Source organism: Marinobacter sp. AC-23 (genome assembly GCF_001858325.1).
Classification (GTDB): domain Bacteria; phylum Pseudomonadota; class Gammaproteobacteria; order Pseudomonadales; family Oleiphilaceae; genus Marinobacter.
Genome location: NZ_MBPP01000029.1, coordinates 16,261 through 39,439 on the forward strand (window position 1 = coordinate 16,261; position 23,179 = coordinate 39,439).

Below are 23,179 nucleotides of genomic sequence, written 5' to 3' on the forward strand. Positions count from 1 at the left end.
CTCTGACGGATTGCACCAATGGCCACACTGAAACACCAGTTACTAGCCTTGCTTCACTTTCAGCCACTGTGGCGTCTTGCCCTGCTGCTGTCTGTGATTGCCATTGGTTTTTTAGCAACCACCAGCAGCGACTACCCGATTCCCTCGGCGCCGAGCGATAAAGTGAATCATCTGATTGCCTTTTTCGAGCTCACTATTGTTGCCCGGCTGGCCTGGCCGCAGCTCCGTTCTATCTGGTATGCGCCGGCACTGCTGGGTTTCGGGCTATGTATTGAAGCAGTTCAGGCCAGCCTGCCTTACCGGGATTTTTCAATGGCAGACCTGGCTGCCGATGGGGCCGGAATACTCATCGGGGCCTTACCTTGGCCGGGCATACGCAAAACCAGCAAAAGAGACTTGAGAGATTCGCCCGAATCTGTGTGAGATATCTCGCACAACCTTGTGAGATCTTGTAGTGACTTTGCGTACGCAGCCGTTGCCTATCGCACCAAAAACACCCCTAACCTTATGATATGTATTGTTTGTAGCCACCACAGTGGCTAGACACATCGCGCAAACATGCAGAGTTCGCAGGTTTTCATGAGCCCAGTTGGTATAGTGATCTTGTCAAGGATGACAGGGAAAAGGACGAAGCACTGGATGCACCCCGGCAAGGAATGCAGGGAGAAGCAAGGACACTGGGATATTTAGCTTAAGGGATAACTATTCGGATCGCCGGCTCGGAAGCTGGCACCACGGAGTGGCAAAGGGATTCGCAACACGGCTGTTGCACTCAGCGCAAGGATGCGCCGACCTGTTCCGGTAAAGGGCAACCTCTAGGTTGCCCTTTTTTTGTACGAAATCCCCCCGTAAATTAACGATCCCGAAGCAGGAAAACCTCACTTCCGTTATACTGCCGCCTCATTCTCGCAAGCGACTGAGCCCTTAAATGGCAAGCAGACCCGATACCGACAACTACCTTTCTCTGTTCCTGAACAACACACCGTTAATGGATGTCCGGGCTCCGGTGGAGTTTGCTAAAGGCAGCTTTCCAGGCGCTGTAAACGCTCCCCTGATGAACGACGAAGAAAGGCACCGGGTTGGCATTTGTTACAAGGAAAAAGGCCAAGATGAGGCCATCCAACTTGGTCATCAACTGGTCTACGGTGATATTAAAGCCCAGCGTATGGAAGCTTGGAAGCGTTTTGCGACAAACCATCCGGAGGGCTACCTTTTCTGCTTCCGAGGCGGCTTACGATCCAAACTAACCCAACAATGGATAAAGGATGCAGGCATTGATTACCCTCTTGTCCAGGGTGGCTACAAAGCTTTGCGGCGGTTCCTTATCGACAGCCTTGACACACTGATTGAGTCCAGCAATTTCCATATTATCAGTGGGCGCACGGGAACAGGTAAAACCCGCGTACTGCAGCAACTTCCAAACCCGGTAGATCTTGAAGGCCTGGCAAACCATAGGGGATCCAGCTTTGGGCGCCAAGTCACACCCCAGCCATCACAAATTGATTTTGAAAACCGCTTGGCTGTTGCCACGCTAAAAGCTCACCACTTAGTTGGCGGCCCTGTTTACCTGGAAGATGAAAGCCGTCTGGTTGGTCGTTGCGCCATGCCAGACACCCTGAAAGAACGAATGGCTCACGCTCCGCTACTCATCCTTGAACAAACGCTCGAAGACCGCACGCGCATCATCCGAGAAGACTACGTAGAGGGCATGTCTGCCGATTATATGCGCCGTGATGGCGAGGAAACCGGCTGGCTGAACTTCTGCGATTACCTTCTTGGGGCACTCGAGCGCATAAGCAAACGCTTGGGCGGCGAACGCCATGGCCAACTGCGCAGCCTTATGGAGCAAGCGTTGACACAACAGGAAAGAACCGGCGATGTTCACACCCACAACGCCTGGATCCAGCCACTTCTTCAAAACTATTACGACCCCATGTATGACTACCAGCTTAGCCAGAAACGGGGGCGGATACTTGTCCGCGGGGGTCCGGATGCTGTCATCGGGTGGGCCAACGACAGCACCTCTGCGTAAACACGGGCGCTCCTGCGGCCACCCGATACGCCCAGGCGTTTTATTCGCTGTGTAACGCCCTAAATACACTCGGCCATTTACGATCTATACTAGCTGGCTGAATGCCTCAAAAACTGGAACCTACAAGGAGTTCTTATGGAAGATTTGTTCAGCGCCGACGGACGCGCCTCTGAATACGTTGATCAGGCCATTTCACTGATCATGACCTACGCACCTAAGGTCGTGTTGGCAATTATCACGCTGATTGTCGGCATGTGGCTGATCAATCGCTTTGTGAACGTACTAGACTCAAAGCTTGGCAAGAAAGATCCCACGTTGAACAAGTTTCTGTGTGGCTTGATCGGTGCGATTCTCAAGGTGCTCCTGCTGGTATCTGTCGCTTCCATGATCGGCATTGCAACCACCTCATTTATTGCCATCATTGGTGCCGCCGGCTTAGCTATTGGCCTCGCATTGCAAGGCAGCCTTGGCAATTTCGCTGGAGGTGTGTTGATTCTGATTTTCAAGCCCTTCAAAGTTGGGGACACCATTGAGGCTCAGGGCTTCCTTGGCGCAGTAGATGAAATCAGCATCCTGTATACCATCGTAAATACCTTCGACAATCGCCGCGTTGTCATCCCAAACGGTAGCCTGTCCAACGCGACTCTGGTTAACGTCAGTATCTACGACAAGCGCCGCTGCGATATGACGTTCGGTATTCGTTACGGTGACGACATCGACAAAGCCAAGGCTATTTTGAAGCGCTTAATGGAAGAAGACGAGCGCACGCTGACCGAACCAGCCCCACGGATCTGCGTGGGTGGTCTTGGTGAAAGCTCCATTAACCTGATGTTCCGCGTATGGGTAGCAACAGACGACCTCTGGCCGTACTACTGGGACATGCAGGAACGTGTCAGAAAAGCATTTGACGAAGAGGGCATGTACGCTCCGCTGCCGCAGCGCAACGTCAACATGCGGCAGTCAGACTGAACAGCGAGAACCGTTTCGCTTTGATACAACTCGTTACTCGCAAACTCTGTATCCTAAGCTAAGCTGACCAATAATGACGGGGCCAAACGGCCTCGTCAGGCCGTCGCCGGAGCGAGATATGCAATCATGCAATCGCCCCGGATTGCTGTCCTTGCTGGTAGGAGGCTGTCACTATGCCGATACAGCAGCTGAAAGAGTTTCTCGATGAAGCAAATGTTGAATACATGTGCCTCACCCACCCACCTGCATTTACCGCCAAAGAACTTGCTCACCACGTAAAAATCGAGGGTGACAAGGTTGTTAAAACCGTCATTATCGAGCTGGATGGAAAAATGGCGATGCTGGTTATGCCAGCAACCTGGCGCGTTCGCTGGGAGAGTCTTTCCCGCATTCTGGATACCGACTTTGTCGATCTCGCCGACGAACAAACATTCCAGGATCGCTTCCCAGAATGTGAAGTCGGCGCCATGCCGCCCTTCGGCAACTTGTTCGGCATGACCGTTTACTGCGCAGAGTCGCTAACAGAACAGCCAGAACTTGCCTTTGCCGCAGGTAGCCATACTGAAACCCTGCATATGAAAACCCGAGACTTCCTCAACCTGGTCCAGCCAATGGTGCTCAATCGGGGCTTTAACAAGCCCGGCACCCAAAAGCCTGCCTGGCTAATGAAAGGCAGTCGTCAGCCCGGAGAACGGTCAGAACAACAGGTATCTGGCATGGTGGGTTGACGGTGTTTTCACAACCGGCTTGATCTTGGTCGCTTGTCTGTTCGTTGCCATCGCGTAAACTGGTGGGCATCAGACAGGAACCCGATATGACTCAAGCTTTTGATCTTGTGATTGTCGGCGCCGGCATGGTCGGCGCCGCATTAGCCACTGGCCTCGGCCGGGAAGGCTTCAGTGTCGCGATGGTTGATCGCGCCCCTGCCCCCGGTTTCGACCCTGATTCGGCGCCGGATATCCGCGTATCTGCCTGAGCGCAGGCAGTGAGCGTTACCTGCAAAGCCTGGGCGCCTGGGATTACATCCTCAAAATGCGCGCAACGCCCTATCGCCGCCTCGCAGTATGGGACGAAACCCGGCACCCTCTGAGCAATCTGCTACCGCGCACATCCAACCAGGTAGAGTTCGATGCCGCAAGGCTGAACACCTCTCACCTTGGACATATTGTTGAAAACTCAGTGACCCAGCAAGGCCTCTGGCACGCTGCAGAAGCCGAACCCTCAGTCACCATACTGGCCGAAAATGGCGTAACAGGTATTACCCAGACAAATGAACAGGCCAGGGTTGCGCTTGAGAATGGCGAGGAACTGACTGCCATGCTCGTTATTGGTGCCGACGGCGCGCAATCGCGAGTTCGGGACATAGCAGGCATTGGCGTTACCCGGAACCAGTACGGCCAGCAGGCCATGATCATTTCGGTGCGCTACCAGGGCCCTGTGCAAGACATCACGTGGCAGGGCTTCTACCCCTCGGGGCCCAGGGCCTTCCTGCCATTATACAGCGCAGGTGCCAATCACCCGGGTGAAAGCCGCGCATCGCTGGTGTGGTACGACGCACCAGAGGAAATCGCCCGCCTGAAAGGCTTGAGTAGCCAGGCACTAATGGCAGAGATACAGCAGGGCTTTCCAGCAGAGTTGCCGCACCTTACCCACATTGAGGACCGCGCCAGCTTTCCCATCGCCCGCCAGCACGCCAAACACTATTCTGCAGGGCGCATTGTGCTTGTGGGGGACGCCGCCCACACCATTAACCCCCTGGCCGGACAGGGCGTGAACCTTGGTTTCCAGGATGCCCAATGCCTGCAGAGTGTTCTGAAGGAAGCCAAGAGGGCGGGAGAAGACCTTGCCAAGCCCTCACGGCTGGCCAGCTACGAGCAGAAGCGGCGACCGGCAAATCAGCGCATGATGTTTGCCATGGACGCCTTTTATCACCTGTTCAGCAACCAGATCCCATCGCTTCATTTGCTCCGGAACATCGGCTTGGGTACTGCCCGCGCCCTGCCCTTTGCCCGAAACCGGGTGGCACGCTATGCCATGGGGATCGACGATGAGTTGCCGGCAGTCGTCAGGCAGTTAACAGCCCGGCTGCCCGGCCTGAACCATTTTTAAGTGTCTGAACAACGATAAATAGCGCGCAACGATACATAAAAGGAATCCAACATGTCCGAAACTCTTTTCACCAAAATCATCAACCGTGAAATTCCGGCTGATATCGTTTATGAAGACGACATCAGTCTGGCCTTTCGCGACATAAACCCCCAGGCCCCGGTGCATTTGCTGATCATCCCGAAAAAACACATTGCCACCATCAATGACATTGAAGAGATGGATCGCGAGCTGACCGGCCACTTGTTTTGGGTCGCGGCCAAGCTCGCCAAAGAGATGGGCTTTGCGGAAGACGGCTATCGTACCGTGATGAACTGTGGAGAAAACTCCGGCCAAACCGTGTTCCACATCCACCTTCACCTGCTGGCTGGCAAGCCTCTGGGCTGGCCTCCTTATACCGACAAAATGAAGCAGGCCTGAGGCTGCCCGAGGCCTGAGCGGAGTGAGGCCTAACGCCCCACAACCCGCTCCGCTTCTTCCATCGGCGTGTGGCGGACATCTTCACCTTTGACCATGAAGATCACGTTCTCAGCAATGTTGCAGGCGTGATCCCCTACCCGCTCCAGCGCCCGTAAAACCCACATCACCGACATACAGCGCGGAATATTACGGGGGTCTTCCATCATAAAGGTAAGCAGAGTCCGGGCGGCGGCCTGATATTCTTCATCCACCCGTTTGTCTTCCTTCATTACTCGCAGAGCCTGCTCGGAATCCAGTCTCGCGAAGGCATCCAGCGAGTCGTGGAGCATGCCCATCACATGGGCGCCAATATTGCGCACTTCCACATAACCCTGGGGCGCCTGACCCTCCTCGGTCAGTTTGATCGCGAACTTGGCGATTTTTTTGGCTTCATCCCCAACTCGCTCCAGGTCTGCAACCATTCGGATCACCGAGATGACCAGTCGCAAATCACGAGCAGTGGGCTGTCGACGGGCGATGATAAGCATGGCCTCTTCATCAATATCCATTTCCATCCGGTCCACAAGTTTGTCTTTAGCCCGGATTTCTTCTGCCAAATGGCCATCACCGTCTATCAACGCCTTCACAGCACTGTCGATCTGGGTTTCCACCAGGCCGCCCATTTTCAGAAAGCGGGTTTTCAGAGCCAGAAGTTCATCGTTGAACCTATTGGAGATGTGATCTCCGTATACGTCATCCTTCTTCGCAGCCATAACGTTTTTCTCCCTTGTGCTTTGCATCCAGGTCAGCCGAAACGACCGGTGATGTAGGATTCAGTCAGTTCATGTTCCGGCATGGTAAATACCTTGCTCGTATCGTTTACTTCCACAAGATTGCCCAGGTGGAAGTAGGCGGTGCGGTTGGAAACCCGCGCAGCCTGTTGCATGGAGTGGGTCACGATCACAATGGTGTAGCTCTCGGACAACTCGGCAATCAGTTCTTCAATCCTGGCTGTGGCGATGGGATCCAGCGCCGAACAGGGCTCATCCATCAGCACCACTTCCGGGCTGACGGCAATGGCCCTGGCGATACACAGCCGCTGCTGCTGGCCGCCGGACATGCCGGTGGCCATGGCATCGAGACGATCCTTGGCTTCATTCCACAAACCCGCCTTACGCAGGCTGTTTTCCACAATGTCGTCCAGATCCGACTTGCGGTTGGCCAGACCATGAATGCGAGGGCCATAAGCGACGTTGTCATAGATCGACTTGGGGAATGGATTGGGCTTTTGGAACACCATACCCACACGGGCGCGCAGCTCCACGACATCCCGCTTGGGATCGTAGATGTCCTGGCCATCCAGTTGCAGAGAACCTTTAATCCGACAGGTATCGATGCTGTCGTTCATCCGATTCAGGCAGCGCAAAAAAGTGGATTTTCCACACCCGGAAGGCCCGATAAAGGCAATAACCTCGTTACGCGCTATGTCCAGGCTGATGTTTCTGATGGCTCGGGTTTCACCGTAAAATACTTCCACATCCCGCAGTTTGAACTTGGGGTCGTCCGAAAACGGAATACCGACGGTTCTGCCCTCTTCAATAACGGTTTCAGCCGGGCGCTCATTCGTAACCTTTGTGGTTTTCGCTTCGGGCATACCAGTCTCTTTTATGGCTGTTGGGCTCATAGTGCTAATAGTCGTGCTCATAAGTATTGTTCCTTTACCAACGGCGCTCAAGACGCTTGCGCAGCCAAATGGCGAATGCATTCATAGTGATCAGGAAGGCCAGCAGAACCATAATGCCGGCGGAGGCCAGCTCCACGAATCCCTGCTCAGCACTGCCGGCCCAGATGAAGATCTGTACGGGTAGAACTGTGGCGGAACTGAAAAACCCGTCTGGAATCTCGACGATGAAAGCCACCATGCCGATCAGCAAAAGGGGCGCGGTTTCACCCAGGGCCTGCGCCATACCAATGATGGAACCGGTCAGCATGCCAGGCATGGCCAGTGGTAACACATGGTGCAGAACCACCTGCATTTTCGATGCGCCTATGCCTTCGGCCGCCTCGCGGATCGACGGCGGCACACTCTTGATCGCCGCCCGGCTTGAGATAATGATGGTAGGCAGCGTCATCAGGGCCAGCACCAAGCCGCCCACCACAGGCACCGAACGCGGCATACCGAATACGCCGATAAACACTGCCAGGCCCAGCAACCCGAAAATGATGGAAGGCACGGCTGCAAGGTTGTTGATGTTGACCTCAATAAAGTCCGTTAAACGGTTACTGGGCGCAAACTCTTCAAGATAAATCGCCGCTGCCACGCCCACCGGGAAGGCGATGACCAGGGTGATGCCCATCGTCAGCAAAGAGCCGATCAACGCGCCGAGAATGCCCGCGTTAGAAGGCTCCCGGGAGTCGCCGCTGGTGAAAAACACATCGTTAAACCCGGTATCGATCACACCTTTACGGAGTAGCTCATCCGTCCAGCGCTGCTGCTGTTCTGTCAGGCGTATGGAGTACCCGGGGTCGCCCGCGTGCTTTACGTAAACCGACACAGTATCGTGAGCCGGAAACTCAATGGTGCGAGTGCTGCCCAGCCAATCCGGGTTTTCCTTCAGCAGATCACGCACCTGATTACTGGCGTAACTGCCTGTCATGCGGCTGAACTCACGCTTGTCCGCCCGGCTCGTGGCCTGTGGGAAATACCCCTGTAAGGCCTTGATAATAGGCGCCTGAAAGTCCGCCATGGCGATCTGCTCCGGATCCGTGGCATCGTTCAGGTACATCAAATCCCCATCTAAATGCACTTCAAGGGTCACGGTGGTTTTGATGAAGCCGGTGTACCCCTTGCTGATAATGTCCGTAAACAGAATCACCAAAGAAAACAACGCAATCGCAATAGCGGTTATGCCATAAAATCGGAACCGACGCTCCTTGCGGTAGCGACGCTTGAGCGAGCGGCGGACAAGCTCCGCCTGTGAGCCTGGGTTAGTCATATTGTTCCCTGTATTTACGCACGACTTTCAGTGCGATCACGTTCAGCAGCAGCGTTACGATAAAGAGCATCATGCCCAGGGCAAACGCGGCCAGTGTCTTGGCGCTGTCGAACTCCTGGTCACCGGTGAGCAGAGTGACAATCTGAACCGTCACTGTGGTGACGGAATCCAGAGGGTTGGCCGTCAGGTTTGCGGCCAGGCCGGCGGCCATCACCACAATCATGGTTTCACCAATCGCCCGGGATGCGGCCAGCAAGATGCCGCCCATAATGCCGGGCAACGCCGCCGGAAAAATCACGTTCTTCATGGTTTCAGACTGGGTGGCGCCCAGCGCCAGGGAGCCATCCCGAAGGGTGCGCGGAACCGCGTTGATCACGTCGTCCGACAGTGATGACACAAACGGGATAATCATGATGCCCATCACCAGCCCTGCCGCCAGAGCGCTCTGGGAGGAGGCCTCAAGGCCCAGCATAAGAGCCAAATCGCGGATGAATGGCGCTACAGTGAGCGCGGCAAAAAAACCGTAAACCACGGTGGGCACGCCTGCGAGCATCTCGAGCAGTGGCTTGACCACCGCACGAACCGGCCTGCTGGCGTACTCGGAAAGGTACACGGCCGACAGCAGGCCAACCGGCACAGCAATCAGCAGGGCAATAGCGGAAATCATCAAAGTGCCCGTAAACAGCGGAATAATGCCGAACGCGCCCTCTGAACCTATTTGATCCGCACGCAGTGCGGTTTGCGGGCTCCAACTGGTGCCAAACAAAAACTCGCTCATCGGCACTTTGCCAAAGAAGCGAACGGTTTCAAAAATAACCGAGAAAACAATGCCAATGGTGGTAAGTATGGCAACGGCAGCACATACAAAAAACAGACGCTGCAGCGTACGCTCCACGCTCTTGCGGGCATTGATGTGCGGCGCAACCCGTGTCCATGCGAAGGTACCGCCAAGAACAGCAATCAGAACCACCAAAAGCGTCTTGAAGTGGCTGCTTTGCTCGCGCAGCTCTTGCAGCAAAGCCGCCGCACCAGAAATGCCATCTGGAACCATGGCAGGGTCGAGTTTGCCGGCGGCCAGATTGCTGATCTGGGAGAGCGTCAGGCTGGCGCGTCCTTCCGATTGCGGGGCAAGCTCTGGGGGCAAAGAGGCCATCACCATGTCCTGAATGACCTTACCCTCAAACGCTGCCCAGGCACCCAGAATAATCAGCGCCGGGATGGCACACCAGAGCGCGGCTCTGGCGGCATAGTAAACTGGCAGAGCTTTGAGGTTACGAATGCCCCCCAGCGGCGCCGCCACCGCTCGGGAGCGCATGTAAGCGAACCCGTAAGCCACTGCGGCAAGCACCAAAACCAGGGGCAACAAATCAGCTGTCTGCATTACTATCTCCTCGGTTCATTGCCCCTGCGCCTTACCCGTTCGGGTGTTAAAGCTCATCGCCCGTCATTGGCTTGAGTTCCTTGACTGCTTTCGCCACTTCCATGCGCATATTGCGGGGATTAGGGATCAGCCCTACATCCACCAGGTAGCCGTTGTCACCCCAGGCGCCTTCGGTGGTGAATTCCTGTGCGTACTCCGCTATGCCCGGAACCACACCAACGTGGGCATTCTTGATGTAGAAAAACAGAGAGCGAGCCACCGGGTATTCCTCATCGGCGATGGTGTCTGGCGTTGGCTCCACACCATTAATCGTCGAAGCTTGGATTTCACCACTGTTTTCCATCAGGAAGCTGTAACCGAAGATGCCCAAAGTATCCTTGTCCTGAGCAAGACGCTGAACGATCAAATTATCGTTTTCGCCGGCCTCAACGAACGCGCCGTCTTCACGCATATTGTGGCAAATACCACGCATTTCTTTCTTCTCCATCGCTTTGATGAAGTCAAACGTCTTACAGCCGCCTTCCATCGCAATTTCTACGAAGGCATCACGGGTTCCGGACGTCGGCGGTGGCCCCATCACGCTGATTTCTTTGTTCGGCAAGCTGGCGTCGATATCGCTCCACTTTTCGTAAGGGTTAGCGACCAGCTTGTCACCGCCTTCCGGATCCGGAACGTCCTTGGCCAGAGCCAGGAAAACCTGACGCAGGCTCAGGTTCATCTGGCCCGCTTCCTTGGAGTTAGCAATGACAATGCCATCTGCGCCAATTTTCACTTCGGTGATAGCTTCCACACCATTGCGCTGACACATTTGAAACTCGCTGGATTTCATCCGGCGGGAGGCGTTAGTAATGTCCGGGTGCTGGGTGCCAATGCCCGCACAGAACAGCTTGAAGCCGCCGCCAGAACCCGTTGATTCCAGCTTGGGCGTGGGGAAATCGGTATTTCGGCCGAAGCGCTCTGCAACAACCGTTGCGAAGGGATAGACCGTTGAAGAGCCCACAACGTTTACCGTGTCACGGGCCAGGGCCGGGGCGGAAACCAGAGATAATCCGCCAGTTAGTGCGGCGATAGCAAAAGCTTTATTCGATTTAATCACGTTGAATCTCCATCAGTCACTTATGTTGTGTACAGCACCGGTTTACTGATGAGTGAAGACTAGAACTTCTGTATGACAACTTTGTTACACCTTTTGAAATATTAAGCAGAAGCGGCAAATAAGCTTGCAGCGGCGTGACAGGCCGTTACCATGCTAAGAAAATAATTCCAGAGATTTATAAAAAGGCAATCTTCATGATGGCGTACGATGACGACAAACCCAAACCCCGCGGCGACCTGATCCTTCAGATTGTTCCTCTGCCTCAAGACACCAATGCAAATGGTGATGTGTTCGCAGGCTGGTTGGTCAAGCAGATGGATATCGCCGCCGCGACCGTGGCTGGGCGCATCTCTCTGGGCCGCAATGCGACGGTGGCCATGGACGGGATGGAGTTTCTCTCGCCGTTACGAGTCGGGTCTCAGGTCGGTTGCTACTGCGAGCTGGTCGACATCGGCCGTAGCTCCATGACCATCAAGGTGGAAGTGTGGACACTCGACCGTACCGCCAAACACCCGCGCAAGGTGACCGAAGGCCGTTTTGTGTACGTCGCCATTGATGAGCAGGGCCGCATCCGGGAAGTGCCAGAGCAGCGCAGCTAGTCAGGGCTTTATCAGCCGGTCCAGTCGCAGCCGCTCGCGCTCGTCAAACAGTCGGCGGCCACCCCAGGATACGGCCATCAAGGCACCAAAACCGGTGCCTGCGGTAATGATCAGCATCACCAGGATCTGATATTTCACTGCCACAGCCGGCGGGCTACCTGCCAGAATCTGACCGGTCATCATGCCTGGCAGACTGACAATGCCCGCCGCAGCCATGGCGTTGATCGACGGCATCATGCCGCTGCGCATGGCCTCCCGGCGAATGTCTTCCAGGGCCTGCTGCCACGTTTGCCCCAGCATCAACCGGTTCTCGATCACGGCACGCTGCCGCCAGACGGAATCATTCAACCGGTCCAGGGCCAGGCTGACACCCGTCATGGTATTACCCAGCATCATGCCCAACAGAGGAATGGCATATTGTGGGGCATACCAGGGCTCCGGGCCGATCACCACTGTCAAGGCCAGCACCGTGACCGTAAAGGAAGACACAAACATGGCCCCTGTGCCAATGCCGAAGGCCCACCAACCCCGCAATCGCCGGCTCTGGCGAGCAACCACCTCCCGGCCTGCCACCAGCAGCATGGTCAGTGCCAACAGAGCAATCCAATAGAATGCAGACGAAGCGAACAAGGCTTCTAGCACCAGTCCGATCAGAGCCAACTGGATCACCGTGCGTACGGCCGCAATCAACAGGCTGCGAGTGATGCCGAGCCGGCTTAAATGGCCAGTCACCGCCAGAGCCAATATCAACAGGGCCGCCAGCGCAAGCTTCCACCAGGCCAGATCAATCACTTCCATAGACAGACTCCAGCCGTGCTCCGTGAATACGGTAATGGGCGTTGGCCACACGTTGAATCTGGGCCGGGTCATGGGCCACCCATAGGGTAGCGAGCTGCCGTCGCCGGATTTCTTCGAGCAGCCAGGCTTCAATCGCTTTCGTGGCCTCGCCATCAAGATTGGCCGTAGGCTCGTCCAATAACAACGCCTGAGGTTGCAACGCAAGAGCCCGCCAGAGCGCCAGCCGCTGCCGCTCACCGGAAGACAAACGGCTGACCGACCAAGCCATTACCTCCGGGGGAAACCCCAGTGCCTCGGGCAGGTTTTCACCGGTCTTTTGGGAAAAGTGCGCACCCACGTCATCAAACCACCACTGGCTGTCAGCCGGAACCATAACAACCCGGCTTCGCCACTGGTGTGCGGGCACATCCAGTTGGCCGGCGCCATTGTGGGAAATCGCGCCACCGTGGGGCTCCAGGTCGGCTACCGCTCGTAGCAAGCGGCTCTTGCCGCTGCCGGAGGGGCCAGACAAGCAAACTACCTGCCCGCCGGGCACCGCCAGTGACACGTCACTCAGAGCGCCAACGCTGACATTTTCCAGCAAGAGGTTTGTCAAAAGCGGCTCACCACGGCAGCTCCTCACCGTTGCTGTGCCAGAAAGAACCGGTATTCTCCAGGCTCAGCTGGGCAATCCGTTCCGCCAGTCCCCGGGCAGACTCTTCTGGGGTGATCAGGCCGCCAAAGTTCACCATGCGGGTCTTCACATAACCCGGGTGCAACTGAGCCACTGCGATCCCCTTTGGTTTCAAATCCATCGCCAGAGATTTACCAAAGGCGTTCAGCGCCGCTTTGGACCCTCGATACCCGTAGCGACCACCAGAATCGTTATCAGCAATGGAGCCCATTCGGCTGGTGATATTGGCGATCTTGCTACCCTGCCCCATCAACGGAACGAGCGCCTCGGCCACACGCAACGGGGCGTAGGCGTTGATTTCCATCAACGTGCGGATAGAATCAAAGTCAATGCTGCCCAGCTGCTCATCCTGCAGCAAGCCGGCGTTGTTGATCAGCAAACCGATGCTTTTACTCGCTAGACCAGCCTTCAACTTTTCAATGCCCTCAGGGGTGGTGACATCTACACCGTCGATTACCTGTGCAGCCACATTTGCCAGCTCATCAGACGATTGCCGGCACACGCCGATCACTTCATGCCCTTCACCGGCATAATGGCGGGCGAGCTCCAAACCAATGCCGCGATTGGCACCGGTGATGACAACTATGTTGGTCTCCGACATAAAAAACGCCTCCGTTCTGATCAGGTTCATCATTCTATTGGATCTCTCACCACCGACTTGCCCTGTCCCTCGGTGGAGGTTACCAGTTCTTTCTCAGCGACAGCCTGCGGCTTGACCTTCGCTGTATCTATACGGCTCTCGACTCCGGCGGCTCGGTGTTTTGCTCCGGTGGCTTGGTGCTGCGCTTCTGAATCCTGTCGATGTCAGGCCCAGGCTTCATGCCTTTCGGGAAGCATCAGGGACAACAGCGCCGCCATGGCTACCAGTCCTGCAGAAATCCAGAGACAGGCTTCCAAACCGTATCCCTGATAAACCCAGCCAGACAAAATAGTACCCATCAGTCGGCCCGCTGCGTTGGACATGTAATAAAAGCCCACATCCAGCGACACGCCGTCGCCCCGGGCATAACTGACAATCAGATAGCTGTGCAGGGATGAGTTGATAGCAAACAATACGCCGAATAACACAAGACCACCGATGACCACCCACTGCGGAGGCCAGCCGACCATCAGGCCAATGGCAATGGCGGCGGGAATCAGCGCCAGGGCAGCTGCCCAGAGTACGGCAGATTTTTTGCTTTCCAGGTTGCCAGTGATTCGGGGAGCAACGGTCTGGATAAAGCCATAGCCGATGACCCAGGAGGCCATAAAGCCCCCTACCTTCCAGAAATCCCAGCCAAACACCGTATGCAAATACACCGGCAAGGCCACCACAAACCACACATCCCGGGCGCCGAACAGAAACATACGTGCTGCCGATAGCACATTAATGGCGCGGCTTTTTGACAGGATCTCGCGAAACTTCGGCTTGGCTTTACTCTTGCCCAGTTCCTGCCTAAGCAGAAACAGACTGGACAGCCACACCAACCCAAGAGCCACCGCCATGGCAATCACCGCGCTGGTAAATCCAACCGACATCAGCAATACACCGCCCAGAAAAAAGCCCACGCCTTTCAGAGTATTCTTCGAACCGGTAAGGATGGCCACCCACGTGTATAATTTACCTTGCTGCTCATCCGGCACCAGCAATTTGATACCACTCTTGGCGGACATCTTGTTCAGATCTTTGGCAATACCCGACAAAGCCTGCGCTGCCATTACCCAGGGTACCGTCAGCATGGCTGCGGGCACTGCCAGCATAACCAGCGCTGCAATTTGCAGGAACAGCCCTATGTTCATGGTGCGGTTCAGGCCCATGCGAGCACCCAGATACCCACCCAGCAGATTGGTCACCACCCCGAAAAATTCGTAAAAGATGAACAACAGGGCAATTTCCAGGGGCGAATAACCCAGCTGGTGGAAATGCAGCACCACCAACATACGCAGAGCGCCGTCGGTCAAGGTAAAGGCCCAGTAGTTGCCGGTTATCACCAAATACTGACGGATGGCAGCAATCATATCAGGCAGAACCCACCTTGCGAGCCAACTCTACGGTTCGATTAGCGTAACCCCATTCGTTGTCATACCAAGCGTATATCTTCACCTGGGTGCCATTGATCACCAGCGTGGACAGGGCATCGACAATGGAGGAACGGGGGTCGGTCTTGTAGTCGATAGACACCAGCGGGCGCTTTTCATAGCCCAGAATACCCTTCAGTTCACCCTCGGCAGCTTCTTTCAATAGCTGGTTTACGGTGTCGCGATCCGTCGGCGTCTCCACTTCAAACACGCAGTCGGTCAGCGACGCATTGGTTAACGGCACTCGCACAGCGTGGCCATCCAGCCGCCCTTTCAGCTCTGGAAAAATCTCGATAATCGCAGTGGCGGAACCTGTGCTGGTGGGTATCAGCGAACTGCCACAAGCCCGAGCCCGGCGCAGGTCTTTGTGGGGCGCATCAAGGATGGTCTGAGTGTTGGTCAGGCTGTGGATGGTGGTAATGGAGCCGTGTTTGATACCAAGCTTCGCGTGAATCACTTTAACCACCGGCGCCAGGCAGTTGGTGGTACACGAAGCCGCGGTAACTATGCGGTCGTTGGCCGGATCGAAAATATGCTCGTTCACCCCCAAGACAATGTTCTTGGCCCCCGCTTCTTTCACTGGTGCGGTAACCACTACGCGCTTCACGCCCTGATCCAGGTAGCCCTGCAGCACCGCTACCGTCTTGTTCACCCCACTGGCCTCGATCACCAGGTCGCAGCCAGACCAGTCGGTGTCGCTGATGGCCTGGTTGTGAGTGAGGGTGATGCGCTTGCCGTCAATCTCTAGCTTGTCACCACTGGCTTCAGCCTCGTGGCTCCAGCATCCATGCACACTGTCGAAGTTCAGCAGGTGTGCCAGGGTATGGGTGTCTGCCCCGGGATCGTTAATGGCAACGAATTCCAGTTCCGGCCAGCCCCAGGCTGCTCTCAGAGCCAGTCGGCCAATACGGCCAAATCCGTTAATGCCTACTTTGATCTTACTCATACTGATCTCCTTGCGAGTTTCTCAACCCGTGTATCCGGTAAATGATCAGGGACACTGCACAGTTGGGCGCTCCGCCATGGCCTGCAGTTGAGCCAGGGGCGCTTCAATCAATGCCCTATTGTTCTGCGCGGTTTCAGCCAGAACCTGCAACACCCACGCGGGTAGCCGGGGGTTAAGGGAATAATAGACCCATTGACCACGACGCTCAGTTTCCACCAGCCCGACATCCCGCAGGATGGCCAAGTGGCGGCTGACTTTCGGCTGGGACACGGTAAAGGCTTCGGTCAATTCACACACACACAATTTTGCTTGGTTCCGGATCAACAAAAGGGCTGCGAGCCGCAACTCATCGCCCAAGGCCTTGAAAATAGTCACCGGGTTGTAGCCTGTTGGTGAAGGGGCGATTTCCACCTGGTGTAGGACGCTTCTTTTCATGGGGTCCTCCGACATTCAAATTTCCGCATATTCGATTTGTCATATATGCGTTTTTAGCGATAATAGGCAGGGAAAGTGACAAAGTAAAGACACTACGATGACCAGATTGTGGTGGCGGGCCAGGTGACCAGCCAGGTCGACATCAGGAAGCTTTTAGGCCGATTAGCGTTTACAGGAGCCACGCACCTCATTATGAAAGTATCCAAATTACCCAATATCAACTCCGAGCTCTTCGAACTACCCACCAACGAACAGCTCATTCCTGCAAAGCCCTCAAACCATGCACCACGGATTCTGCTGCTGTATGGCTCCTTGCGAGAGCGCTCGTTCAGCCGCCTGGCCGTGGAGGAAGCCGCGCGCCTGCTGGAAGCCATGGGTGCGGAAGCCCGTATCTTCAGTCCGCGGGGCTTGCCCTTGGCCGATGCTGAGGACCCCTCCCACCCTAAGGTTCAGGAACTAAGGGAACTGGCGCAGTGGGCCGAAGGCATGGTGTGGTGCTCGCCCGAACGCCACGGCGCCATGACCGGCATCATGAAAACCCAGATTGACTGGATTCCGCTGTCCATGGGAGCTGTTCGCCCCACGCAGGCAAAACCCTCGCCGTAATGCAGGTATGCGGGGGTTCCCAATCCTTCAACGTGGTCAATCAGTTGCGGGTACTGGGCCGGTGGATGCGGATGGTGACCATCCCCAATCAATCGTCGATGCCCAAAGCCTTCATGGAGTTCGATGACAACAACCACATGAAGCCATCAGCCTACTACGACCGCATCGTGGATGTGATGGAAGAACTGGTGAAGTTCACCCTTCTGGTGCGCGACCGCAGCGAATATCTGACTGACCGTTATTCCGAACGCAAGGAAAGCGCAGAAGATTTGTCAAAGCGCGTAAACCAGCGGGCTATCTGAGGGGCAGTCTATGAGCAACCACACAGAAAGCGCAGCAGCTGGGACCACCTCAGGGGGAATGGATCTGTTCGGGCGCTACCTGTCGGTCTGGGTGGCCTTGGCTATTATCGCCGGCGTGGCATTAGGCCAACTTGCCCCTGCGGTGCCAGAAATACTGTCCCGCTTTGAATACGCCCAGGTGTCTATCCCTATTGCTATTCTGATCTGGGCGATGATTTTCCCGATGATGGCGCAGATCGATTTCAGCGCCATCGTGGGCGTAAGAAAAGAGCCTAAAGGCTCGCCATAACCACGGTGGTGAACTGGCTGATCAAGCCCTTCACCATGTTCGCCATCGCCTGGTTCTTCCTGATGGTGGTGTTCGAGCCGTTTATTGCACCGCAGTTAGCCAGCGAATACCTGGCTGGTGCCATCCTGCTCGGTGCCGCGCCCTGCACAGCCATGGTGTTTGTGTGGAGTTACCTGACCAAAGGCGATGCTGCCTATACTCTGGTGCAGGTGTCCCTGAACGACATCATCATGTTGTTTGCTTTCGCTCCCATCGTGGTTTTCCTGCTGGGCATCTCGGACATTCAGGTGCCCTGGGATACGGTGTTGTTATCCGTGGCTCTGTACATCGTGATACCCCTCACAGCCGGCTACCTGACCCGCCGCACCCTGATTGCCCGCAACGGCCAGCGCTGGTACGACGAAGTATTCATAAAGCGTCTTGGCCCGGTAACGCCTGCAGCATTGATTGTCACTCTGGTGCTGTTGTTTGCGTTTCAGGGCGAGGTGATTTTGAACAACCCACTGCACATTGTGCTGATTGCCGTACCGCTGATTATCCAGACCTTCCTGATCTTCTTCCTTGCCTACGGCTGGGCCCGGCTGTGGAAGGTTCGCCACTGCATCGCCGCCCCCGGCGCCATGATCGGCGCCAGCAACTTCTTTGAGCTCGCCGTGGCTGCGGCCATCGCCCTTTTCGGCCTGCAGTCTGGTGCCGCTCTGGCCACGGTTGTCGGAGTGCTGGTAGAAGTACCGTTGATGTTGGTTCTGGTGCGGATTGCCAACAATACCCGAGATAGATTCCCGGCCTGAGTTCCGTCTTCCCCGGTGCCTGATTCGCCTCAGGTGCCGGGGAACTGTTCAGCCAACCATCACCCTGCTAATATCCCGCCCATCTTTTCTTCCCATTGAACCGTGAAACCTCTGACACGAACGGAACCCACAGAATGGATTTTCTCCAGGCTTTATTCCTTGGCCTACTCCAGGGACTGACCGAATTCCTGCCCATTTCCAGCTCCGCCCACCTCATCCTTGTGCCAGCCTTTTTTGACTGGGTAGATCAGGGGGTTGCGTTCGACCTTGCGGTTCACGTGGGTACTCTGCTGGCCGTGGTGCTTTACTTCCGCACCGATGTGTTCAGCATCGCCCGGGACGGCCTTATTTCCATGGCCAGGCGCCGCGTTGTTGGCCAAGGGGCGCTGGCTCTGTACCTGGTGATCGGCACCATTCCGGCCGGTCTTGCAGGCTTGGCACTGCTGGATATCATCGATAACGAACTGCGCGCTGTAGAAATCATCTTTGCCACCACGCTGTTCTTCGGCCTGTTGCTGGGCGTCGCAGACTGGATGCCCAAACGCCAGCGGTCTCTGGACAGCCTTAACTGGAAAGATGCATTACTGGTAGGGATAGCTCAGGCAATCGCACTCGTGCCCGGCACTTCACGCTCTGGCATTACCATCACTGCAGGCCTATTCCTTGGCATGGGCCGGGAAACCGCCTCCCGCTTTTCCTTCCTGCTGGCTATTCCCATCACCGCGCTGGCCTCTGCAGTAAAGCTTCTGGAAGTTGCTGCTGCAGACGTAACCGTTGATTGGAGCGCTTTTCTGGTAGGCGGTGTGACGTCCTTTTTGATTGCCATTACGGCAATCCATTTCTTCCTGAAATGGCTTAATAAGGTGGGTATGTGGCCTTACGTCATTTACAGAATTATTCTGGCTGGGGTTATTTTCGCGGTTCTGATGTAATCGTTGATCAGTTCCGCGCAAGAAGCACAGGCTGGGGTAGGGCATTTCAAAACACGCTCCTTGCGGCACATCCATGTGACGCTTGGGCTCCGCCATCCATGGCTCCGCACAGTTTTGAAATGCCCTACCCCAGCCTGTGCTCCCGGAAGCTTTAGCAGGCCTCTAAAGGTGCATAGGCCAGCACCAGCCATTTGGCTCCTTCGTCAAAGTTCACCTGCACCCGCGTGTGATGCCCACTGCCTTCAGCGTTTAGAACAACGCCCTCCCCAAACTTGGGGTGTCGTACCCTCTGCCCCAGGCTGAAACCAGACTGCTTTGCAGAATCCTGACTAAACAGCCCTTCGTTGGGCCGATCAACCATCGCCGGGCGGGTTACCGTATTGCGTAGCCGCACTTCTTGTAGGCAATCGCCAGGAATTTCCCGTACAAATCGGGAGAGCGCGTTGAATTTTTCCTGGCCATACAGCCTGCGGGATTCGGCGTAGGTAATGACCAGCTTTTTCATGGCGCGGGTAATGCCCACATAGGCCAGCCGACGCTCCTCCTCCATACGCCCCGGTTCTTCCAGAGACATGCCATGGGGGAAGAGCCCTTCTTCCACACCGGCAAGAAACACCAACGGGAACTCCAGGCCTTTGGCGGAATGCAGGGTCATAAGCTGCACGCTGTCTTCATGGTCTTCCGCTTGGGATTCGCCTGCATCTAAGGCTGCCTGGGCAATGAATTCCGAGAGCGGGTCAACGCCCTCTTCTACTTCGTAATCGCTCAATGCGCTAACCAGTTCTTCCAGGTTTTCAACTTTCTGCTGGGCTTTTTCGCCTTTCTCGTTAGCGTGGAAATCTTTCAGGCCGCTGGCTTCAATGGTCTGCTTCATGAGGCCGTGCAGCGACGCGTTTTCCGCTTGGGAAGATAGCTCTTCGATAATACTGATGAACGACTGTAGGCCGGTTTTCGCTCGCCCTTTTACCTGCCCAGCCTCGAGCAACCGCTCAGATGATTCCCACAAGGAGATGCTCAGCTCGGTTGCGTACTGGCGGATTTCGCCCAGGCTTTTGGCTCCGATACCTCGGGCGGGGAGGTTTACCACGCGTTCAAAGGCTGCGTCGTCCCGGCGATAATGCACCAGCCGCAGATAGGCCAGCGCGTTGCGGATTTCCTGTCGGTCGTAAAAGCGCAGGCCGCCGTACACCCGGTATGGAATGCCTTGGCGCATCAAGGATTCTTCCAGTACCCGGGACTGGGCGTTAGAGCGGTACAAAATAGCCGATTCGCTGCGCAAATTGCCCTCGCTCACCCAGCTGGAGATGCTGTCGGCTATGTAGTTGGCCTCATCTTGCTCGTTGAATGCCGCGTACAGGCTGATGGGCTCGCCTTCCACGCCATCTGTCCAAAGCTCCTTGCCTAGCCGGCCCTGGTTGTTGGCGATTACCGAGTTTGCGGCTTTCAGGATCAACTTTGTAGAACGGTAATTCTGTTCCAGCCGCACCAGGCGGGCGTTGGGGAAATCTCGCTGGTATTGCTGAATATTTTCTACTTTTGCACCGCGCCAGCCGTAAATGGACTGGTCGTCGTCGCCCACCACCGTCAGCGGCACGCGGTTACTGGCCAGCACTTGCAGCCAAGCATATTGAATGGTGTTGGTGTCCTGAAACTCGTCCACCAGAATATGCTGAAAACGCTGCTGGTAATGGGCCAGCAATTGCGGCCTATGCAGCCAGAGTTCGTGGGAGCGTAGTAATAATTCGCCAAAATCCACTAAGCCGCTCTGTTGGCAAAGTTCTTCGTAGCGGCGGTACACCCTCACCATAGTGGAGGTGAAATGATCCCCTGGATTTTCCTGAATATGGTCGGCCCGCAAACCTTCGTCTTTCTGGCTGCTGATAAACCACTGAGCCTGTCTTGGCGGAAACTGACTCTCATCAATCTGCGCTTCTCGCATTACACGCTTAACCAGCCGAAGCTGGTCGTCGCTGTCGAGAACCTGAAAGTTTTCCGGCAACCCCGCATCTTTCCAGTGGGCCCTGAGCAAACGGTGGGCGATGCCATGAAAGGTACCAAACCACAGACCCCGAGCCGGGATGTCCATCATCTGCTCAATGCGATAACGCATTTCCTTGGAAGCCTTGTTGGTAAAGGTGACGGCCAAAACCCCCGTGGGCGGAACCCTATCCACCTGCATCAACCAGGCAATCCGGTGCACCAGCACCCGGGTTTTGCCACTGCCGGCACCGGCCAGAACCAGCAAATGATCGTTCTGTGCCGTAACCGCCTCACGCTGGGCATCATTCAGGGAATCAATAATGTGGGAGACATCCATAGAAAACACTTTCGCTACTGGTTAAATGAACAGGTCGGAAGTATATCAGCCTTGCTTGATGCCTGCTTTGCTGCACGTAAAAACAAAGAAGGCGAGCCACGGCTCGCCTTCTTTCCTAGTCTAACCTTCGGGAAATCAGAACCCCCTTGGTACCGTCTGCGCTTCCACAAACTCGAACAACCCTTCCAAACCACCTTCGCGACCGGTTCCGGAGCTTTCATGCCACCAAAAGGCGCCTCAGGCGTAGGTCCTGTGCCAGTGTTCCAGCCACATGGCCAAACCGCAGGCCGGCAGCAACTCGTTGAGCACGCTCTACATCGGCAGTAAACACATAGGAAGCCAAGCCAAATTCAGTATCGTTACCAGCTTCAATAACCTCTTCTTCTGTGCGGAAGCTGGCCATTGGCACCAGTGGCCCAAAGGTTTCTTCCTGCGAGCAGCACATATCCGATGTTACGCCAGAGATAACGGTTGGCGGGAAGAACAGGTGTCCCTCGCCCAAATCGCCTGGCTGCTTGCCTGCAACCAGTGAAGCACCTTTGCTCAGGGCATCTTCCAGGTGACGCTTTACCTTGTCGAAACCGGCTTTGTTGATCAGAGGGCCCAGGTCGACATCGCCTGCGATGCCATCACCCACGGTCATCTTGTTCACGCGTTCGGCGAGCTTTTCACCAAAAGCCTCCATCACGTTCTCGTGAACAAAAATCCGGTTTGCACACACACAGGTTTGCCCGCTGCCACGGAATTTGTTTCCAATCAGGTTGTCGGCTGCCGCATCCAGATCCGCATCCTCAAACACGATATACGGCGCATTGCCGCCCAGCTCCAAAGCCAGCTTTTTAATCTGGTCGGCAGTATCCAGCACCAGCTTGCGGCCCACTTCCGTGGAACCTGTAAAACTCAGCATAGGCACGTCAGGGCTTTCGCATAGCACCTTGCCAATTACGCTGGCCTTACCCATAACCAGATTCACCATGCCATCCGGCAGGTTTACATGTTTATCCATCAACTTGAATAGCGCGATCATGGTTAGCGGCGTTTCGCTAGCCGGCTTGATCACAGAAGGACAGCCTGCCGCCAGGGCGGCTGAAAGCTTTTTGGCAATCATGCCAATGGGGAAGTTCCAGGGCGTAATGAGCCCGGCAACTCCAATGGGCCGATGGTGAACCGTCCAAGAGCAGTCCTTGGGCTTTTCCGGAAGCGTGTGAGCGTCCAGCGCCTGTATATGTTTGGAACAGTAGTCAAAAAAGCCTGCAGCGTAGTCCACCTCACCCTGAGCTTCGTTTAAGGGTTTGCCATGCTCCAGACAAAGAATCCGGCCGACTTCTTCTTTGTTCGCTCTGAGGGCATCACGGATATCTTCCAGCCATTTTCTGCGGGTTTCAATGCTGTAGGGGTTAGTCAGCCTTAGTGCAGATTTGCCTGCATTAACCGCTGCCTTCACCTCGCTTTCG

General features: G+C 55.6%; 19 protein-coding genes and 4 pseudogenes. 10 read left to right on the top strand and 13 right to left on the bottom strand.

Features of this window, described 5'->3' with window-relative positions:
* The first annotated feature begins 18 nt into the window (after positions 1–18).
* The 6 genes and pseudogenes from BCA33_RS10725 to BCA33_RS10750 all read left to right on the top strand — a co-directional run bounded on the left by BCA33_RS10725 (position 19) and on the right by BCA33_RS10750 (position 5,527).
* Entirely contained in the window at positions 19–423 is a 405-nt protein-coding gene (locus BCA33_RS10725) for a VanZ family protein (RefSeq protein WP_071265721.1), read from the top strand.
* 505 nt (positions 424–928) lie between these two features.
* The gene (gene mnmH / locus BCA33_RS10730) at positions 929–2,032 is read left to right on the top strand and encodes a tRNA 2-selenouridine(34) synthase MnmH (protein ID WP_071265723.1); all 1,104 of its coding nucleotides are present in this window, start codon (positions 929–931) and stop codon (positions 2,030–2,032) included.
* 135 nt (positions 2,033–2,167) lie between these two features.
* A complete protein-coding gene (locus tag BCA33_RS10735; protein ID WP_071265725.1) occupies positions 2,168–3,001 on the top strand; it encodes a mechanosensitive ion channel family protein in 834 nt (277 codons plus the stop codon).
* Positions 3,002–3,174: 173 nt separating this feature from the next.
* The gene (locus tag BCA33_RS10740) at positions 3,175–3,729 is read left to right on the top strand and encodes an aminoacyl-tRNA deacylase (protein WP_071265727.1); all 555 of its coding nucleotides are present in this window, start codon (positions 3,175–3,177) and stop codon (positions 3,727–3,729) included.
* Between the two features lie 86 nt (positions 3,730–3,815).
* A pseudogene (locus BCA33_RS10745) lies at positions 3,816–5,110 on the top strand (FAD-dependent monooxygenase).
* A 51-nt stretch (positions 5,111–5,161) separates the two neighbouring features.
* Entirely contained in the window at positions 5,162–5,527 is a 366-nt protein-coding gene (locus BCA33_RS10750; RefSeq protein WP_071265729.1) for a histidine triad nucleotide-binding protein, read from the top strand.
* A 29-nt stretch (positions 5,528–5,556) separates the two neighbouring features.
* On the opposite strand, the gene phoU is transcribed toward BCA33_RS10750, so the two are convergent.
* The 5 genes from phoU to BCA33_RS10775 all read right to left on the bottom strand — a co-directional run bounded on the left by phoU (position 5,557) and on the right by BCA33_RS10775 (position 10,976).
* Positions 5,557–6,279, bottom strand: coding sequence for a phosphate signaling complex protein PhoU (gene phoU, locus BCA33_RS10755; protein ID WP_071265731.1), 723 nt, complete (start codon positions 6,277–6,279; stop codon positions 5,557–5,559).
* Positions 6,280–6,311: 32 nt separating this feature from the next.
* Positions 6,312–7,160, bottom strand: a complete 849-nt coding sequence (gene pstB, locus BCA33_RS10760; protein WP_254774336.1) for a phosphate ABC transporter ATP-binding protein PstB — start codon at positions 7,158–7,160, stop codon at positions 6,312–6,314.
* 64 nt (positions 7,161–7,224) lie between these two features.
* Positions 7,225–8,502, bottom strand: a complete 1,278-nt coding sequence (gene pstA, locus BCA33_RS10765; RefSeq protein ID WP_071265733.1) for a phosphate ABC transporter permease PstA — start codon at positions 8,500–8,502, stop codon at positions 7,225–7,227.
* Entirely contained in the window at positions 8,495–9,883 is a 1,389-nt protein-coding gene (pstC, locus tag BCA33_RS10770; protein ID WP_071265735.1) for a phosphate ABC transporter permease subunit PstC, read from the bottom strand. Before pstC ends, pstA begins: the two co-directional genes overlap by 8 nt.
* A 46-nt stretch (positions 9,884–9,929) precedes the next feature.
* Positions 9,930–10,976, bottom strand: coding sequence for a substrate-binding domain-containing protein (locus tag BCA33_RS10775; protein WP_071265753.1), 1,047 nt, complete (start codon positions 10,974–10,976; stop codon positions 9,930–9,932).
* A gap of 197 nt (positions 10,977–11,173) precedes the next feature.
* Here BCA33_RS10775 and BCA33_RS10780 point away from each other — a divergent pair, with 197 nt between their 5' ends.
* Entirely contained in the window at positions 11,174–11,578 is a 405-nt protein-coding gene (locus BCA33_RS10780) for an acyl-CoA thioesterase (protein WP_071265737.1), read from the top strand.
* On the opposite strand, the gene fetB is transcribed toward BCA33_RS10780, so the two are convergent.
* The 6 genes from fetB to BCA33_RS10810 all read right to left on the bottom strand — a co-directional run bounded on the left by fetB (position 11,579) and on the right by BCA33_RS10810 (position 16,488).
* Positions 11,579–12,376: an iron export ABC transporter permease subunit FetB gene (gene fetB / locus BCA33_RS10785; protein ID WP_071265739.1), complete on the bottom strand. Its 798-nt coding sequence runs from the start codon at positions 12,374–12,376 to the stop codon at positions 11,579–11,581.
* On the bottom strand, positions 12,363–12,971 hold the full coding sequence (locus BCA33_RS10790) for an ATP-binding cassette domain-containing protein (RefSeq protein ID WP_071265757.1): 609 nt from the start codon (positions 12,969–12,971) through the stop codon (positions 12,363–12,365). Before BCA33_RS10790 ends, fetB begins: the two co-directional genes overlap by 14 nt.
* Before the next feature lie 7 nt (positions 12,972–12,978).
* Positions 12,979–13,650, bottom strand: coding sequence for an SDR family oxidoreductase (locus BCA33_RS10795; protein ID WP_071265755.1), 672 nt, complete (start codon positions 13,648–13,650; stop codon positions 12,979–12,981).
* A 203-nt stretch (positions 13,651–13,853) separates the two neighbouring features.
* Positions 13,854–15,047 carry an organoarsenical effux MFS transporter ArsJ gene (gene arsJ, locus BCA33_RS10800; RefSeq protein WP_071265741.1) on the bottom strand — a complete coding sequence of 398 codons (1,194 nt, stop codon included), beginning with the start codon at positions 15,045–15,047 and terminating at the stop codon, positions 13,854–13,856.
* 1 nt (position 15,048) lies between these two features.
* Positions 15,049–16,053 (bottom strand): ArsJ-associated glyceraldehyde-3-phosphate dehydrogenase, encoded by a 1,005-nt coding sequence (locus BCA33_RS10805; RefSeq protein WP_071265743.1) that lies wholly within the window; start codon positions 16,051–16,053, stop codon positions 15,049–15,051.
* Positions 16,054–16,098: 45 nt separating this feature from the next.
* Positions 16,099–16,488 (bottom strand): metalloregulator ArsR/SmtB family transcription factor, encoded by a 390-nt coding sequence (locus tag BCA33_RS10810; protein ID WP_071265759.1) that lies wholly within the window; start codon positions 16,486–16,488, stop codon positions 16,099–16,101.
* A gap of 192 nt (positions 16,489–16,680) precedes the next feature.
* On the opposite strand from BCA33_RS10810, the pseudogene arsH reads away from it, so the two are divergent.
* The 3 genes and pseudogenes from arsH (at position 16,681) to BCA33_RS10825 (ending at position 19,408) form a co-directional block, all read left to right on the top strand.
* A pseudogene (gene arsH / locus BCA33_RS10815) lies at positions 16,681–17,396 on the top strand (arsenical resistance protein ArsH).
* A 10-nt stretch (positions 17,397–17,406) separates the two neighbouring features.
* Positions 17,407–18,476: pseudogene (gene arsB, locus BCA33_RS10820) on the top strand (ACR3 family arsenite efflux transporter).
* Between the two features lie 134 nt (positions 18,477–18,610).
* Positions 18,611–19,408 carry an undecaprenyl-diphosphate phosphatase gene (locus BCA33_RS10825; protein WP_071265745.1) on the top strand — a complete coding sequence of 266 codons (798 nt, stop codon included), beginning with the start codon at positions 18,611–18,613 and terminating at the stop codon, positions 19,406–19,408.
* Between the two features lie 151 nt (positions 19,409–19,559).
* Here the strand turns inward: BCA33_RS10825 and uvrD are convergent, their stop codons facing one another.
* Complete coding sequence (gene uvrD, locus BCA33_RS10830; protein WP_071265747.1) at positions 19,560–21,725, bottom strand: DNA helicase II; 2,166 nt, start codon at positions 21,723–21,725, stop codon at positions 19,560–19,562.
* A gap of 135 nt (positions 21,726–21,860) precedes the next feature.
* Positions 21,861–23,179 (bottom strand): annotated as a pseudogene (locus BCA33_RS10835) (aldehyde dehydrogenase family protein); the annotation flags it as partial.

Excerpts from the sequence above, each read along its gene's own strand:
- BCA33_RS10725 (WP_071265721.1), top strand. The coding sequence starts at position 19 with ATGGCCACACTGAAACACCAGTTACTAGCCTTGCTTCACTTTCAGCCA.
- mnmH (WP_071265723.1), top strand. The coding sequence starts at position 929 with ATGGCAAGCAGACCCGATACCGACAACTACCTTTCTCTGTTCCTGAAC.
- BCA33_RS10735 (WP_071265725.1), top strand. The coding sequence starts at position 2,168 with ATGGAAGATTTGTTCAGCGCCGACGGACGCGCCTCTGAATACGTTGAT.
- pstA (WP_071265733.1), bottom strand. The coding sequence starts at position 8,502 with ATGACTAACCCAGGCTCACAGGCGGAGCTTGTCCGCCGCTCGCTCAAG.
- uvrD (WP_071265747.1), bottom strand. The coding sequence starts at position 21,725 with ATGGATGTCTCCCACATTATTGATTCCCTGAATGATGCCCAGCGTGAG.
- BCA33_RS10780 (WP_071265737.1), top strand. The coding sequence starts at position 11,174 with ATGATGGCGTACGATGACGACAAACCCAAACCCCGCGGCGACCTGATC.
- BCA33_RS10805 (WP_071265743.1), bottom strand. The coding sequence starts at position 16,053 with ATGAGTAAGATCAAAGTAGGCATTAACGGATTTGGCCGTATTGGCCGA.
- pstB (WP_254774336.1), bottom strand. The coding sequence starts at position 7,160 with ATGCCCGAAGCGAAAACCACAAAGGTTACGAATGAGCGCCCGGCTGAA.
- fetB (WP_071265739.1), bottom strand. The coding sequence starts at position 12,376 with ATGGAAGTGATTGATCTGGCCTGGTGGAAGCTTGCGCTGGCGGCCCTG.
- arsJ (WP_071265741.1), bottom strand. The coding sequence starts at position 15,047 with ATGATTGCTGCCATCCGTCAGTATTTGGTGATAACCGGCAACTACTGG.
- phoU (WP_071265731.1), bottom strand. The coding sequence starts at position 6,279 with ATGGCTGCGAAGAAGGATGACGTATACGGAGATCACATCTCCAATAGG.
- BCA33_RS10750 (WP_071265729.1), top strand. The coding sequence starts at position 5,162 with ATGTCCGAAACTCTTTTCACCAAAATCATCAACCGTGAAATTCCGGCT.
- pstC (WP_071265735.1), bottom strand. The coding sequence starts at position 9,883 with ATGCAGACAGCTGATTTGTTGCCCCTGGTTTTGGTGCTTGCCGCAGTG.
- BCA33_RS10810 (WP_071265759.1), bottom strand. The coding sequence starts at position 16,488 with ATGAAAAGAAGCGTCCTACACCAGGTGGAAATCGCCCCTTCACCAACA.
- BCA33_RS10825 (WP_071265745.1), top strand. The coding sequence starts at position 18,611 with ATGGATTTTCTCCAGGCTTTATTCCTTGGCCTACTCCAGGGACTGACC.
- BCA33_RS10740 (WP_071265727.1), top strand. The coding sequence starts at position 3,175 with ATGCCGATACAGCAGCTGAAAGAGTTTCTCGATGAAGCAAATGTTGAA.
- BCA33_RS10795 (WP_071265755.1), bottom strand. The coding sequence starts at position 13,650 with ATGTCGGAGACCAACATAGTTGTCATCACCGGTGCCAATCGCGGCATT.